General features: G+C 28.0%; 7 protein-coding genes. 1 reads left to right on the plus strand and 6 read right to left on the minus strand.

The genetic code is table 11. The features are described from left to right. Positions 1-149: 149 nt before the first annotated feature. A complete protein-coding gene (locus L3B98_RS09845; protein WP_015394496.1) occupies positions 150-710 on the minus strand; it encodes an ANTAR domain-containing protein in 561 nt (186 codons plus the stop codon). 41 nt (positions 711-751) lie between these two features. Further along, the gene (gene glnA / locus L3B98_RS09850) at positions 752-2,083 is read right to left on the minus strand and encodes a type I glutamate--ammonia ligase (RefSeq protein ID WP_077365435.1); all 1,332 of its coding nucleotides are present in this window, start codon (positions 2,081-2,083) and stop codon (positions 752-754) included. Between the two features lie 605 nt (positions 2,084-2,688). Here glnA and L3B98_RS09855 point away from each other — a divergent pair. Further along, positions 2,689-4,002, plus strand: a complete 1,314-nt coding sequence (locus tag L3B98_RS09855; protein WP_238916481.1) for an aspartate kinase — start codon at positions 2,689-2,691, stop codon at positions 4,000-4,002. 144 nt (positions 4,003-4,146) lie between these two features. Here L3B98_RS09855 and L3B98_RS09860 read toward each other — a convergent pair whose 3' ends face one another. The 4 genes from L3B98_RS09860 to L3B98_RS09875 form a co-directional block, all read right to left on the minus strand. Further along, on the minus strand, positions 4,147-12,426 hold the full coding sequence (locus tag L3B98_RS09860; protein WP_238916482.1) for a non-ribosomal peptide synthetase: 8,280 nt from the start codon (positions 12,424-12,426) through the stop codon (positions 4,147-4,149). Between the two features lie 403 nt (positions 12,427-12,829). Continuing rightward, the gene (locus L3B98_RS09865) at positions 12,830-15,040 is read right to left on the minus strand and encodes an FtsX-like permease family protein (protein ID WP_238916483.1); all 2,211 of its coding nucleotides are present in this window, start codon (positions 15,038-15,040) and stop codon (positions 12,830-12,832) included. A gap of 91 nt (positions 15,041-15,131) precedes the next feature. Beyond that, positions 15,132-15,830 (minus strand): ABC transporter ATP-binding protein, encoded by a 699-nt coding sequence (locus L3B98_RS09870; protein WP_238916484.1) that lies wholly within the window; start codon positions 15,828-15,830, stop codon positions 15,132-15,134. 12 nt (positions 15,831-15,842) lie between these two features. After that, on the minus strand, positions 15,843-17,261 hold the full coding sequence (locus tag L3B98_RS09875) for an HlyD family efflux transporter periplasmic adaptor subunit (RefSeq protein WP_238916485.1): 1,419 nt from the start codon (positions 17,259-17,261) through the stop codon (positions 15,843-15,845). Positions 17,262-17,465 lie beyond the last annotated feature (204 nt).

Raw genomic sequence — 17,465 nt, forward strand, 5'->3', positions numbered from 1 at the left:
TCTTCTTACTTTTTACTTATTACATAAATCTATAAATTAAATCTTAATAATCTTAAGATATAATTATCGCATTAACTAGTGTCAAAATACGAGTAAGAATATCCTTTAAGAGATATAATTACTCGCATATTTTACTTTAATTTTGAAAACTATTGTGTTTCACTTAGTATTAAACTAGCAATATCTCTCATTCTTCTCCCAGAATCCATGCTTATCTTTTGCATATATCTGAACGCTTCATTTTCTGTCAGTCCAGAAGTAGCCATGAGTTGACCTTTAGCCTTTTCAATTAGCTTTCTATCTTCAATAGTATGTTCCAACTTTTCAACTTTTTCTCTAAGCTTCTTAATTCTCTTTTTACTTTGAAATATCAAATCAATAGCATTAGTTAAAAGCACATTAGAAATTTTAGTACCAATACAATATATATCCGTATCTTCTTCAATAAAGGACTTATACGGTTCATTTACGATAGCTAAAAAGCTAGTTACATCTACTAAAGTTTCGTAGACATCTAGTAAACTCATATCTTTAAACTTATATCCAACCAAGACAAGGTCTGGGGAATATTGCATAACTAATCTAATCAATTCATTTCCTGAAGTACATAGGGCTATTATTTCGTAACCTTCTTGTATCAGTAAACTCTTTAATTTTTGTGCTGTCTCAATATTGCTTAAAGCTATTATAAGTTTTCCACCTTGAGCCATTGCAATCCCCACCTTAATTATTAGCAATTAGTATTACTAGATTAATATCTACTAAGATAGTGTTCTAATTCCCAATCGTGTACTTTCGTTCTGTAATCATCCCACTCAGCAGCTTTTCCTGCAAGGTAGTTTTCATATACATGGTCTCCTAAAGCTTTTTTTGCTAACTCACTTTCTTTCATAAAGTTAACAGCTTCATATAAATTATTTGGTAAATTATCTATTCCATTGTCTTTTCTTTCTTGTTCAGTCATTGCAAAAATATTTGCTTCAACTTCATCAGGTGCTGTTAAATTATTCTTAATTCCATCTAACCCTGCTTGTAAAAGTACTGCTAATACCAAATATGGATTAGAACTTGGGTCTGGACATCTTAATTCAACTCTAGTACCTGCTCCTCTTGCTGCTGGTACTCTTATTAATGCGGTTCTGTTTTTACAAGACCAAGCCAAGTAAACTGGTGCTTCATATCCTGGAACTAATCTCTTATAAGAGTTAACCAATGGATTTGTTACTGCTGCAACACCTTTTACATTCTTTAATAATCCTGCTATAAATTGATATGCAACTTTACTTAATCCGTTCTTGTCATTTTCATCAACAAAAGCATTTTTTCCATCCTTAAATAATGACATATTTACGTGCATTCCTGATCCATTGATTCCAAAGATTGGCTTTGGCATAAAAGATGCATGTAATCCATGTCTTTGAGCAATTGATTTAACAACTAGTTTAAAAGTCATAATATTGTCAGCTGTTGTTAATGCATCACCATACTTAAAATCAATTTCATTTTGGCCTTCAGCAACTTCATGATGAGATGCTTCAATTTCAAAGCCCATCTCCTCTAGAGCCAAAGTCATATCTCTTCTAGCATTTTCGCCTAAATCTGTAGGTGCTAAATCAAAATATCCACCTTTGTCTTGAGTGTTAGTTGTTGGATTTCCGTTTTCATCAGTTTCAAATAAGAAAAATTCACATTCTGGTCCAACATTCATTGTATATCCAAGTTCAGCTGCTTCTGCAATAGCTTTCTTTAATACGTACCTTGGATCTCCTTCAAAAGGTGTTCCGTCAGGTCTATAAACGTCACAAATTAATCTTGCAACCTTACCTTGTTGCGGTCTCCATGGAAAAATTACAAAACTGTCTAAATTAGGTCTTAGATTCATATCTGATTCTTCAATTCTTACGAACCCATCAATTGATGATCCATCGAACATGCACTCATTGTTTAGTGCCTTTTCTAATTGTTTGTCTGTGATTGCTACATTTTTTAAAGTTCCAAAGATATCTGTAAATTGAAGTCTAATAAATTTAACTCCATTTTCCTTTACTAAGTTAATGATATCTTCTTTTGTATACTTTGCCATTTTGTACTCCCCCCTTTTTTTGTTTAAAAAAAGGCGAACAATAGTAACATATGCTATCTATTGAACGCCTTTGCTCAATCCACTTAATGATAAAATTATATATCACTAATCACAATAAATCAATAGATTTTTTTAATATAATAAATATTTTCGTGGTAAAAACTTTAAATTTTAAAGTTTTTGTTTTATTTTTCTTTATTATGTTAACCAAACATCTTTAACTACATTTTTTATTGTTAATAAAATAAGCTCTGCAGAAAACTACTTTATATAAAACAAAAAACGAACTCATAAAGAATAATTCATCTCATGACTCCGTTGCCAAAATGTATTTGATTTATGCTTTCATTATACAAATGAAACCTTGTTATGTCAACGGAAACCCATGTTTAATTGTCAATCGTTACTGAACAACATTCAATTACCACTAAGAGATATTAATTAATAATCGAAAATTGAAAACTTACAATTTCGAAAAAATTTCTTCCTTTATTTATACTATTCCCTTTTAAATTATAAATTATTCTCTTGAACATTTTTAGATAAATTGCTACAATCTTAGTTGTAAATTTATTAAAATAGATTATAATATGGGGGCTATTATTATGAACACAATTGTAACAAAATTTGGTGGAAGCTCATTAGCAGATGCTAATCAATTTAAAAAAGTTAAAGAAATTATATCATCTAATCCTGAAAGACAATACGTTATTCCTTCAGCACCTGGTAAAAGAAATTCTAAAGATTCCAAAATAACTGATTTATTATATCTTTGCCATGCTCACGTATCAACAGGAATAGCTTTTGATGATGTCTTCAACCTTATAAAGGACAGATATTGTAATATCATTAAAGATTTGGAGTTAAATTATGATATCACTGAACATTTGAATACTATAAAGAAAGATCTTGAAGAAGGGGCTTCAAGTGATTATGCTGCTAGTAGAGGAGAGTATTTAAATGGATTAATCCTTGCAAATTATTTAGGATTTCAATTTGTTGATGCTAAAGATGTTATTATTTTTAATATCGATGGTTCACTAGATTCTGAAGCAACAAATTATGCACTTAATTCAAAATTATCTAAAATTAAAAATGCAGTAATTCCTGGATTTTATGGAGCAGATAAGGAAGGAAATATAATCACCTTCTCAAGAGGTGGTTCTGATGTAACTGGAGCTTTAGTTGCAGCTAGCATCAATGCTACACTTTATGAAAACTGGACAGATGTATCAGGTTTCTTGATGGCTGATCCAAGAATAGTTCAAAATCCGAAGCCAATAAGTAAAATAACTTACTCTGAGCTTAGGGAACTTTCTTATATGGGTGCATCAGTACTTCATGAAGATGCAATTTTCCCAGTGAGAGAAATTGGAATTCCTATAAACATTAAAAATACAAACAAACCACAAGATGAAGGTACTTTTATAGTAAAGGACACAGATGGTTCTATGAAACCAACAACTGTGACTGGTATAGCTGGAAAAAAAGATTTTACTGTAATTTCAATTGCAAAAGCATCAATGAATTCAGAACTTGGTTTCTGTAGAAAACTATTATCAATTCTTGAGCAGCATAATATTTCATTTGAAAATATGCCTTCTGGAATAGATACAGTATGTCTTGTAATTTCAGATTCTCAATTAAAGCATAAGAAAAATGTAATAATAGAAGAAATCAAAAGAGCTTGTAACCCAGATACAATAGAAGTTCACCCAAATTTAGCTATGATTGCAACTGTTGGTCGTGGAATGGCTAAACAAAGAGGTACAGCAGCTAAAATTTTCACAGCTCTTTCAAATGCTGAAATTAATATTAGAATGATTGACCAAGGTTCAAGTGAAATGAATATTTTAGTAGGTATTGAAAGTGATGATTTTGAAAAAGGTATATCAGCAATTTATAATGCTTTTAATTAATATAATTGTGATTAAACTATTCGATCTGTTAATAAATTAAATTGATAGAATTAAAAATTTGAATTTATAAAGTTAAAGTAGGGTTTGATATACAAACCCTACTTTAATTTAAGTCACAGTACTGTTCTTTACAATATTTTATTTTTAAAACTCTATTTTTTCAAAAATGTTAAATATAACATTTGCATTTTTATCAATGTTCTCATCATTAAGCATATCTTCATGTCTTCCAACACCTTTGTACGTAATCACATCTTTTGAAATTTGCTTCCATCCAGCATGTATTTCTTCATTATTAAGATCCCCCTCTTCTCTACATTCGTCTGGTATTAAAATCAAATGTAATTTTGAAGTAACGTCTTTTACATTACTAGGTGAATTATAATATTCTAAATACTTTGTCATTTTCTCTTCTGCCTCATTATCATTCTCTATAAATTCCAAATATTTAGGCATATCTTGCGAAACACGTTCCAATACTTCTGCCATATTTTCAGCTGCAAATTGTGCTTCTCTTTCTTTTGATATTTTATGACTATTGTTATCATCTGCTGATGCCTTATTAAAATTTAAAGGCATAGTATCTAATAATACTACATCTGTAACATCATAACCCATCTTATTCATTTTATCTGCAATTTCAACTGCTAACTTACCTCCGGCAGACCATCCAAAAAACACAAATTTTTTTGCATCACTTAATCTTAAAATTCTATTAATATAATCTTCAATCAAATTCTCACTGTAAATAAAATTATAACTATACATTTTATAATCTTTAACTCTTTCGGCAATTCCATTATAGAAGAAACCATATGCCATATATGGTGGAAAACAAATAACTGTCTTTTTAGCCTGCTCATTAAAGACAATATAATCTTCACAAGCATATTCACCCTTATCAATACACTCACTTAATTCCCTAATAGTAAGTTTAGCAAACAGCACATTAAGTGGTATTTCTATATTTAAGTTTTCTTTTATCTTACTCTTTAATAATGCACCTTTTAACGAATGACCACCAAGTTCATAGAAATTATCATCAATTCCCACCTTTTTTACATTTAGTAAGTCTTCCCAAATAGCTACTAATTGTTCTTCTATTTCATTTCTAGGTGGCTCATATTCCCTTTCAGACATTTGAGTAACAGCTAATTCTTCAAGAGCTTTTCTATTTACTTTTCCATTTTGTGTTATTGGTAATTTATCCATTTGTATTATATTATTTGGTATCATATAAACTGGCAATTCTTTTAAAAGTTGATCTTTTATCGAGGTAACTTCCAATTCTTTCTCTACAGCTACATATGCCAAAAGCTGCTTATCTAAATTATCATTTCCATTAGCTATTACAACAGCCCCATTTATTCCTTCAATCTTTAAAAGCTGATTTTCTATTTCTCCTATTTCAATTCTAAAACCTCTTATTTTAACTTGATTGTCTATTCTTCCTAAATATTCTATATTTCCATTTGGAAGCCATCTAGCTAAATCGCCTGTCCTATACATCTTTGTACCTTCCTCAAAGGGATTATCTACAAATTTTTCTCTTGTTAGCTCAACTCTATTTAAATATGCTCTTGCTAATCCATCTCCTGAGACACATAATTCCCCTGTAGCACCTATAGGCATTAAACTATTATTTCTTCCTAATATATATATTTTCGAATTGCTTATAGGCTTTCCTATTGGTATATTCTTATAGTTTTTATCCACTTTAAAGCTTGTTGTAACTACAGCATTTTCTGTTGGACCATAATTATTAATTAATTCATAAGTTTGTTCTTTATAGTAATTTAGTTTATCAGCTCCAGTTAATAATTTTCTTAAGTATTTATTCTTTAAATTAATAAATTCTTCACACATTTGAGTAGGTAAAAAACCTATAGTTATTTGATTTTTTTCATAATATTTATTTAATTCATCTTTATCCAGCATTATAGCTTTCTCTACTATATATAATGCTGCTCCTGATATAATGTAAGGGAATATTTCCCACACTGATGCATCAAAACCAAAGCCAGCATATTTTGCTGCTCTATCTATTTCTGTTACTTGATAATATTCATTATGCCATAAACATAAATTCACAAGCGCTTTTTGCTCTACCATTACCCCTTTAGGTTTTCCTGTTGTCCCTGATGTATATATAACATATGCCAAATCATTAACTTTTCTTACAATTCTTATATTACTTTTTTCTTTTTCATATAAGTTAGAAGCTTCTAAATCTATTGTTTCTCCTTCATAATTTATATTTTTTAATAATTTATTTTGTGTTAAAAGAATTCTTGCTTTACTATCTTCTAACATATATTTTATTCTATCTTCAGGATATTCAGAATCTATTGGCAAATATGCTCCTCCAGCTTTTAATACTCCCATTATTCCAATAAGCATTTCTAAAGATCTATCTACCATTATTCCAACTATTGTTTCTGCCTTAACACCTTTTTTTATTAATATACTTGCTAAAGAATTAGATTTTTCATTAAGTTCTCTATATGTTAACTTCTTTTCCTTATATACTGCAACTATATTATTAGGAGTTTTCTCCACTTGCTTTTCAAATAAATCTATTATTGTGGCATCGTTAGGAATATCCATTCTTGTGTTATTATAGTCTTTTAATAATTTATTTTTTTCATCCAAACTTAATATATCTATGTCTCTTAACTTAATATTAGGATTTCCAATCACACAATTTAATTCAGTATATAAATTATTAATTATCTGTTTTATAGTTTCTTTACTATAAACATTTCCATTATATTTTATTTTAAAAGTAAGATTATCACCAGGTATTACAAGTAATGCAAAGTCATAATTTATTTGTTCGAACATTTCTACATCATTAATTATTTTAATTCCTGATTCATCAGATATATAAGAATTCAACATATCTCTATCAATAGGATAATTCTCAAATGCAACAATATTATTAATAAGATTAGTTTTCATGCTTGTTAAAGCTTGTATTTCTGCCAAGGAACAATAACTATGTGAATTAACTTCAATAAAATCTTCATTCACTTTCTTTGCAATGTCAATAAACTCGGCGTTATCTTCTGCTTTTACTCTAACAGGAACAGTATTTATAAATAGTCCAACTATATTTTCTATACTATTAATTTCACTTGGCCTTCCAGAAACAACAGAACCAAATACTACATCATTTGCATCATTATATTTCTGTAATAATATTCCCCAAGCTGTTTGTATAACAGAATTTAAAGTTATTGAATTCATTTCTGCCATTTTCTTTAATTTACAGGTTAAATCTTCACTAATTATAATTTCTTCCTCTTCATTAATAAAGTTCTTAACTTCAGTATTGAATTTAGGAATACTAACTTCTTGCTCATATTCTGAAAGGTAATTGCTCCAATAGTTTAACTGGTATTCTTTATCTTGTTTATCTAACCATTCTAAATAACCACTATACTCTTCTGTTTCATCAAACATTACTTCTTTATTTTTAGATATTAACCGATACATATCTATTACATCTTTTATTATTATTCCTAGACACCAACCATCCATAATTATATGATGAAAACTATAAATAATTTTAAAAATATCTTTACCCGTCTTTATTACAGATACCCTAATTAAGCAATCATTTTTTAAGTCAAACCCTCTGTCTTTATCCTTATTTTTAAATTCTTCTAAATACTCTTCCTTATCAACTGCAAAATCACTTATGTCATCATAATATATCTTTAATTCTCTCTTACTTAAAACCACTTGCTTAGGTTCACTTATATTTTCATTTAAAAAGGTTGTCCTTAATATTTCGTATTTTTCAATAAGCTTATTAAAAGCTTTGTTTAATATTTCTATATCAAGTTGTCCTGTCACTGTAAATACACTTTGTTCAAAATATGCGTGAGAGTCACTATCAATTGTTGAATTATATAATATACCTTCCTGCATTGGTGTTAGAGAGTGTATTTTGGTTATTTCCTTTTTGTAGGATATTATTTTATCCAAATCCTCTATCTTTAATTCTTTATCTCCGTAATCCCAAGGTGTTCTTTCTACTTCTTTTATAAGTTCACAATGTTCTATAATTTCAAGCAATTTTTTTCTATACAATTCAGTTAATTTTTCTATAGTCTCTTGTTTATATTCTTCTATACTATAGTTAATTATGAATTTTAGTTCACCATCTATTACAAATCCATTTATCTCAATACTATTTATTTTTTCATTTTGTTCTGAAATAGCTTTTCCACTTGATAAATCTGAAAATTTAAATAAAGTCTCATCACTATTTTTACCAAATTCCCCTAAATAATTAAAACCTATTTCAGGATTTAACTTCAAGGAAATATCCTTCTTATTCTCAAAATTAGTTAGATATTTCAATATTCCATATCCTACACCTTTATTTGGTATATGTCTTAAGGTTTCTTTTGTATATTTTATCGAATACCCAATATCGTCACTGTTTTTCATATCCAATATAACTGGACAAGTAGATGTAAACCATCCTATCGTCCTATTTATTGAAACCTCCTCTATTATTTCTTCCCTTCCATGACCTTCGAGTCCTATAAGAATTTCATCATTTTTACTCCACTGCTTAACAGCTAATCCTAAGGAACATAGAAGTATATCATTTATATCTGTATTATAAGCTTTATTGGTCTTCCTAAGTAATCTTTCAGTTTCACCTCTCGATAGACTTATAGTGATATTCTTACTATTACCTACAATACTTTTAGACTTATTAAAATCCTTTGGAAGTTCTTTAATGTCTATACTTTCTAAATTACTCCAATATTCCTTTTCTCTAAGAAGTTCTTTACTATTAGAATATTCATAAATGTTTTTCACCCAAGCTTTATATGAAGTGGTCTTTTGAGGAAGTACTACTTGTTTCCCACATTTAATACTCTTATAAGCCTTTTCCAAATCTTCAAGTAATATTCTCCATGAAACACCATCAATAATCATATGATGTATTGCTATAAGCAAATGGTCGCCTTTATTTGTTTTGAACACCCCAAGTTTTACCAAAATACCTTTTTCTAAAGAAAGACCTTCCTGTATTTTATTTGATAAAGCTTCTACTTCTTTTTCACAATTTTCCTCATTTTCAATATTATATATATTTAACGTGAACATATTTTGTATATCTTCTATATTTCTATTTATTTGATTTATTTTATTATCTTTCTTTACATAGCTCATTCTCAAAGCATCATGATGCTTCATTATTTCTATAAAAGCTTGCTTTAATATTTGTTCATCAATACCATTTTTTATATCAAAAATAAAGGCCTGATTGAAATGATTTTGGTTAGCAAAGTTATTATCTAAAAACCACTTTTGTATTGGTGAAAAGTATACTTCTCCTTCTATTATACCTTGTTCTACTTTAACCTTATTATACTTAACCCTCTTACTTAATTCCTCTATTGTTTGATACTTCATTAAATCTTTTATTTCTAATTTAATACCACTGTTATGTAACGCTGATACTATCTGTATTGATTTTATTGAATCTCCACCCAATTCGTAGTAATTATCATTAATTCCTATTTTATCTATTCCTAAAACTTCTTTCCATGCTTCTACTAAAGCATTTTCTATTTCGTTTCTAGGTGACTTATATTCTGTATTTACTATTTCAGATATATCAATTTCCGGAAGAGCCTTCTTATCAACTTTTCCATTCGGTGTCAATGGAAGCCGATCTATCTTTATTATATATTTTGGCAACATATAATCTGGAAGTTCTTTGGCCAATTCCTCTTTCAGCTTTGCTACCTCTAATTCCTTTTCCATTGATACATACGCACACAAATATGTATTTTCGTTTTTATCTTTTTTGCCTATTACTACAACTTCATTTATTCCTTCTATTTTCAAAAACTGATTTTCAATTTCTCCAATTTCAATTCTAAAGCCTCTTATTTTTATCTGATTATCTATTCTTCCTAAATATTCGATATTTCCATCTGGAAGCCATCTCGCTAAATCTCCTGTTCTATACATCTTTAATCCTTTTTCAAATGGATTATCTACAAATTTTTCTTTTGTTAAATCATCTCTATTTATATATCCTCTTGCTATACCATCTCCTGAAACACACAATTCTCCCACTACTCCAATTGGCATTAAACCATTATCGATTCCTAATATATAAATTTTGCTATTATTTATCGGTTTCCCAATTGGTATGTTATTATAGTTTTTATTTACCTTAAAACTTGTTGTAACTACTGCATTTTCTGTTGGACCATAGTTGTTAACTAATTCATACGTTTGTTTCTTAAAAACTTTTAATTTATCTGCTCCAGTTAGCAGTTTTCTAAGGTATTTATTTTCTAAATTCATAAATTCTTCACACATCTGAGTAGGTAAAAAACTTATTGTTATTTGGTTTTGCTCATAATATTTATTTAGTGAAAATTTGTCAAGCATTATAGTTTTATCTATTATATATAAAGCTGCCCCAGCTATTATGTAAGGGAATATTTCCCACACTGATGCATCAAATCCAAACCCTGCATATTTTGTTGCTCTATCTTTTTCTGTTACTTCATAATATTCATTATGCCATATGCATAAATTCACAAGTGACTTTTGCTCCACCATTACGCCTTTAGGCTTTCCAGTTGTACCCGAAGTGTATATAACATATGCTAAATCATTTGATTTTCCTTTAATATTAACATTACTATTTTCCATTTCATATACACTACTGTCATCCAAGCTTATTACTTCTCCAAAGTAATTTATTGTTTTTAATAATTTATCTTGTGTTAAAAGAATTTTAGTTTTGCTGTCTTTTAAAATATACTTAATTCTATCATCTGGATATTCAGGATCTATTGGCAAATATGCTCCTCCTGCCTTTAATATTCCTATTATTCCTATAAGCATTTCTAAAGATCTATCTACCATTACTCCAACTACAGTTTCCGCTTTAACACCTTTTCTAATTAAAAACCTTGCTAAAGAATTTGCTCTTTCATTAAGCTCTTTATATGTTAACTTTTTATTCTTATATACTACAGCTATATTATTAGGGGTTTTCTCAACTTGTTCCTCAAATAGTTCCTTTATAGTTGTAGCTTTATTATACGGAAAATCAGTAACATTAAAATCTTTTAGTAAAACTTTCTCTTCTGTCCTATCTACCAGCTTAAGGTCTTTAACACATATATAGATATTATCAACTAATTGTTCCAACATATTATTAATGCACTTGCACATAATTTTGATTTCATTTTCACTAAATTCACTGATTCTATATTGAAACTCTAACTCTAAATTTGACTCACTAAAATCTTTTAGAATTAAATTTAAAGGAACGCCTACTTGTTTAGACGTTATTTCTTCTACCTGTATTTCACTATTATTCATAGGATATCTAAAAGAATCATTATAATAATTAAAAACAATTTTAAATAATCCATCATACCCTTTTGCAGGTAACTTCAAATCATTAACTAATACATTATATGGATAACTTTGATGCTTGTAACAGCTTCTTAATTTACCATTTAACTCTTTAATAAAATCTTTAAAATTAAGTTCATTATTAATTTTAAAATTTACTGGCACTGTACTTACAAACATACCTATAGCTTCTCTCATTCGTTTACTAATCCTATTGTAAACAGGCATTCCAATTACTATATCTTTTTCTCCTGTCTGCTTATAAATATATAAATATAGTAAAGACATAAAAAATGTGCTTCTTGATATATTATTTTCACTTAATAACTTATGTAATTTATCAATTAGTTCTTTTGAAATTTTATATTTATAGCTATTTCCTCTGGAATCATAAGTTTCTTTAAATAAAAATTCTTCATTTAGATTAGAAAACTCTTCATTCCAAAATTCCTTATCCCTTAAAAATTTTTCAGATTGCAAATAGTCCCTCTCTGATTTAATATATTCAGAATAAGGGACTGTAATTATTTCTGATTCTCTTATGTTTAATAAATTGTCATAAATTTTTCCTACTTGTTTTCCTATTGTTGCTAGTGAATATCCATCTGAAATTATATGGTGGCATTTAGCTAAATATCCTTTTCTTTTATCATCTAGCTTAAATAAAGCAAACTTATATAAAAATTTGTCTGACACACTCATAGACTCATCAAAAAACTGCCTACTCCACTTATTAAATTTACTTTTATCATTATTAAAATCAATAAATTTAATTTCATTTTGTTTAATTTCATTCTGTTCTTGATACACCTGTCCATTATCTTTTTTAAACTCAAACTGGAAAATTTCATTTTTCTTTACAACTCCAGCAATTGCTTTACCTAATGTCTTAAAATCAACATCTCCTGGAACATAACATATGCCTCCAATATTTGATATTGATGAATTTTGATATAAACTATCAGCATTTAAGATCCTTCTTTGTGCATGTGTTAATTCATATTTCATATTGTAAGCCCCTTTCATTTACAATCTTTTGAATAATTATTTATACTAATTTTTTGATTTTTAATATTTACATTGGGATATGTTAAATACATTATATCTATCGAATTTTATCATTTTATGCTTTACATTTTTGGAATTAAAAGTCGAATTCAGGGAATAGAAAGAATATTTTCTGTGTAAAAAGTGATTACAACCTTACCCAACATATATATGCTTGATGTAGTTTCTGTCCATCAGACCAGAAATTTGCCTCCAGCTTACTTAAGATTCCTCGTCGCCGAGGAAACCCTTTCTCTTAGCTATGTGTTTGGCACTATCAACCAACACTCAGGACTTTCACCCGTTAGATTGCTCCATGCTGGGCGCACAATAAAAAAAGCCGCTGAATTCAGCGGCTTTCTATCTAATCCCTATTTTTAAGAGCTTCACTTAATGATATGGAGCTAATATGTCTTCTCAATAATATCATACATATAAAATACGAAAACATTATTACAAATATTATAAAACAATAATCTTTTAACTCAAGTATGACTGAAACATAAACTTGAACATTTGCTATTGCACGTGGATAAATTATTCTTGTAATTTTTAGAGCCAAAGGAATTGAAATCATTGCAGATACAAATACTGTATACAAGGAACTTCCCAAATACAACTTATTTATTTCTTTTTTATTAAATCCAAAAATCTTAATTAAAGAAATACTCGATAGACTTTTATCAATCATTAATTTCAACAATAAATACATGCTTAAAATAAAAAGAACACATGAAAATACTATCAAAATTAAAACTATTGGTAATATACCTGAAGTCATACTTTTAGCTGCTTTAATAGTATCAGCTGCTGTGGTTTTTGAATATACATAATCATCATTAATATTCAGTTCTTTATTAGATAAATACCCATTAAAATAAGCTTTATCTTCCTTTAATAATTTATTTAATTGAACTCTATTCATGAATATATTGAGTGATGACTTATAATCTACAATTCCATTTATCTTCAAAGTAATTATTTTATTTTCACTTTTATCCTTTAAATTAATTGTATCTCCAATATTTAAATGAAATTTATTCTTTACGCTATCTGAAATGTATATACCTGGATCATCTTCTGCTATGCTAAAGGAATAAAAATTTGATTTTTCATTAATTCCTTCTAAAGTTATATCCATATCTCTATTAATGTCTCTAAAGTTAAAAGACAAATTTTTAATAGTACATTTTTCAAGATTATTATTCTCTACAATTTCAATTGGAAGCTTTAAAGTATACATATAACTATATTGGGTTTCTTTCTGTACTTCTTTTATGTACTCATTTATTGCTGAATTTATAGAAACACCAAAAATAAGCAAAAAAGTTGAAATAAAAATTCCACCAAATAAAATAATATTTCCTCTGATTTCTCTAAGAAATTCCCTTAATCTAAACTTAGTAACAAAACTAAAAAAATTTATTTTTATTGTATTTAATTTACTTGCCTTCTTTTCTCTTTTTAATAATTGAAGTGGGGTACTGTTAAGTTTTCTAGAAATAATAAAATAGTTAATTAAAAACACTATTATTATTGGAACTACTACTCCTACAACAATCAAATACAGAGGAAATATTCCTTCAATATTGGGAAGAACATAGTTTTTTATAGTAGCTTCTCCTATTGATTTTTCTATAAAAAATCCTAAACCTGTTCCAATGATAGAACCTATACTCACAATTATTGTAGGCAAAATCATAAAATGTCTCAATATTTCTTTTTTTACATACCCTAAGGAATATAATGCGCCTATTATTGGACTTTCTTCTTCTATTGAACTTATACTAGACATTGAAATCATAAAACCACTCATTATATTTAACACTATACCAATTATTATTGATATATTTTTATTAGATCTGCTATCATCCAAATACCCTATAGCTCTTGAATTATCAGAAGTTTTAATAAATTCTGTAACACTAGAATTATTGAAAACTATATTCTTAACCTTATCGACTGAAACTCCATTCAATTTATATGAGTAAGAATACGATATATTCTTTAGACTTTTGAACTCCTCCTCTCTAATAAAACCAATACCAAAACTTTTTGGATTAGGGAGTATATCACTTGACTTTTGAAGAATTTTCGTACGGTCTGGAGCAGATCCATATCCAACAATTTTATAATTTTTATTTTGAATAGTTAATCCACTTAAAATCTTATAGTTATTACTTTTTCCAAAATGTGAATCTATAACAATTTGATTCTCATAACTCAAATCACTGCCTTGAGTTATTGAAATTTTATTTATATTTTTTCTTTCCTTGTATATTCTAATTGTTTGATTATCGTAAATTTTATAATCTACATAAAAATTTTCTTCTATCGTGACTCCCAAAGCTCTTATCTTTTCAAGGGCTATACTATTTAATTCATCATTGACATAAAATTCCCCATCTTCAAGATTATTTTCTAATGCAGCTTTTTCTCCTGTAAATATAATAGAATCTGCCGAATCTGCAAATCCAACTATTAACATAGAACTTATTAAAACTAATAGTATTAATCCTAAATATCTTGCTATATTTTCTTTAAATTCTCGGAAAATTCTCTTATTTAATATCATTTATTCATCCCTTTCAACTTATAGCTCAGTCAAAAAATAATATAACAATTGTTCATATAATTTTTTCATATTTATGATTTTACTATTATATCTACCATGTAATATCCTTGGCTTTCATTATAGTATCATTTTTATATTCTTCTTCAATTCGTCCGTCTCTAACTTTTACAACTTTATGAGACATATACTTAATGGCATCATTATGAGTTACTATAATCATAGTCGTACCATACCTTTCATTAACTGATTCTAAAAGTTCAAGTATTTCCTTTGACGTCTTATAATCTAAAGCACCAGTTGGTTCATCACAAAGTAACAGTTTAGGGTTTTTAATAAGTGCTCTTGCTATAGCTGTTCTTTGCTGCTGCCCCCCTGATAAATGCCTTGGAAATTTATCCTGATGTTCTAATAAGCCCAAACTTGCTAATAATTCTTCTTTATTTAAAGGATCATCTGTAAGATATTCACACACTTCAATATTTTCTTTAACTGTAAGATTAGGTATTAGATTATAAAATTGAAATATAAATCCTAATTTTTCTCTTCTATAAGCCGCTAATTCCTCAGAATTAAGACTAGAAACCAAAATGTTATCTATATTCACTTCACCTACATCTATCCCCTCTAATCCTCCAATAACATTTAATAAAGTTGATTTACCTGAGCCAGATGGACCTAGAATAGTGCATATTTCACTTTCTTCTAAAGTAAAAGTTGCCCCTTTTAGTACTTGAACCTTACTTTCACCTTCTCCATATGCTTTTTGAGCATCCATAACTTTCAAAAACATTTCAATACTCCTTTATTTTTCGTTAATTTTTATTACACTGCCAAGCTCATAATCTCCTGGTGAATTTAACATGATTACTCCATCTTTAATATTATCACCATAGATTTCTGTCTTAGAATCTGTTTCAGTTCCTCTTGTAATTTGAAGTTCTTTAACAACGTAATCTTTTTCTTGTTTTTCAGCTATGTATATACAATAATTATTGTCTTTATTTTTTATCATACTTTCAGTAGGCACTGTATAAACATTATCCTTTTCATCAACAATAATATCGGCTTGTGCTTTCATTCCAATTTTAAGCTTAGAATCTGTATCCTTAGCTCTAATCTTAACTTCAAAGGTAGCTTCCTTATCATTAGAGTCATTATTAAGATTTAATGAACTATTATTTTCAGCCTTTGCAATTGAATTAATACTAACAACCTCACCAGCTATACTCTTATCATACGAAGAATCAGCTTTGATTTGAGCTCTTTGTCCTTCTTTAATTTTTTCAATATCAACATCTTTAACATCAACAGTAATAGTTACATTATTTTCATCTTTTATTTCAAATAATTCGCCACTAACCGGATTACCTACAGAAGCATTTTTTAAACTTATAACTCCATCAACTGGTGAAGTTATTGTAGCATTCTGTAAATCTTTTTTATAATTTTCAAGTGTAATTTTCTTACTATTATCGCTAACTTTAGCTTTAGCTTGATCATAATTATTTTTAGCAACTGTTAGATCTAACTTTACCTTAGCCTTTACATTGTTTAAACTTACAGTGACTTTATCATAAGTGTCTTTTGCATTTTCATAAGAAATTTCATATTGCTTAAATTCTTGATCTGTAATTGCACCGCTATCATGTAAAATTTTATTCTTTTCATATAAATCTTTTTTATTATCATAATCTAACTTTGCTGCATTTACGGCAGTAGCTGCATTTTTAATATTTTCATTATTTTTATCACTACTTAAGGCTAATGCATTATCATAGGTTGCTTTTGCACTTTTTAATTCGGATGCATTAGCAGCATCTGTTGTTGCAATAGTTGTTTCTAATACTTTTATATCACTCTCTAATTTATTAGTATCTAAAGTTGCCAACGTATCTCCAACTTTAACTTTATCACCAATTTCTACCTTAACTTCCTTAATTATTGGATTTGCATCAGAATAAGTACTTGCGTATACACCAGTTGCTTTTTCACTTTTTACTTCACCCTTAACATTAATTTTACTTATATTGACCCCTGCTTCAAGAATTGTATATTTATCTTTATCTAATCCCTGATTAAACACTCCTGATTTAGCAAGTCCGATTCCACCTGCAACTAATAATATAACTATTAATAAAAAGAATATTTTTTTATTAAATTTAATAGACCATTTATTTCTTTTATCAATATCATTAGATGTTTTCCCTATCCATTTTCTCATTAAAATTCCTCCAAATATTCTATTGAACAAACTTCTACAATTCATTAATCTACTCAATATTAATTTTTAATATCCCTTGTAATATTTTAAAAATTCATTATTTTTTATATTTAATATATTCGACATCTCTCCCTAATTTCAAGCTTTTTCCTTATATTTAAACATATCCCACGGTATATTATAACCTAAAATTCCTTTCATGTC

This window comes from Clostridium sp. YIM B02555, from assembly GCF_022320955.1.
In the GTDB taxonomy this organism is placed as follows: Bacteria; Bacillota; Clostridia; order Clostridiales; family Clostridiaceae; genus Clostridium; species Clostridium saccharoperbutylacetonicum.

Bases quoted from the DNA above. Each gene is read 5' to 3' on its own strand.
- L3B98_RS09845 (WP_015394496.1), bottom strand. From the start codon at position 710: ATGGCTCAAGGTGGAAAACTTATAATAGCTTTAAGCAATATTGAGACA.
- glnA (WP_077365435.1), bottom strand. From the start codon at position 2,083: ATGGCAAAGTATACAAAAGAAGATATCATTAACTTAGTAAAGGAAAAT.
- L3B98_RS09855 (WP_238916481.1), top strand. From the start codon at position 2,689: ATGAACACAATTGTAACAAAATTTGGTGGAAGCTCATTAGCAGATGCT.
- L3B98_RS09860 (WP_238916482.1), bottom strand. From the start codon at position 12,426: ATGAAATATGAATTAACACATGCACAAAGAAGGATCTTAAATGCTGAT.
- L3B98_RS09865 (WP_238916483.1), bottom strand. From the start codon at position 15,040: ATGATATTAAATAAGAGAATTTTCCGAGAATTTAAAGAAAATATAGCA.
- L3B98_RS09870 (WP_238916484.1), bottom strand. From the start codon at position 15,830: ATGTTTTTGAAAGTTATGGATGCTCAAAAAGCATATGGAGAAGGTGAA.
- L3B98_RS09875 (WP_238916485.1), bottom strand. From the start codon at position 17,261: ATGAGAAAATGGATAGGGAAAACATCTAATGATATTGATAAAAGAAAT.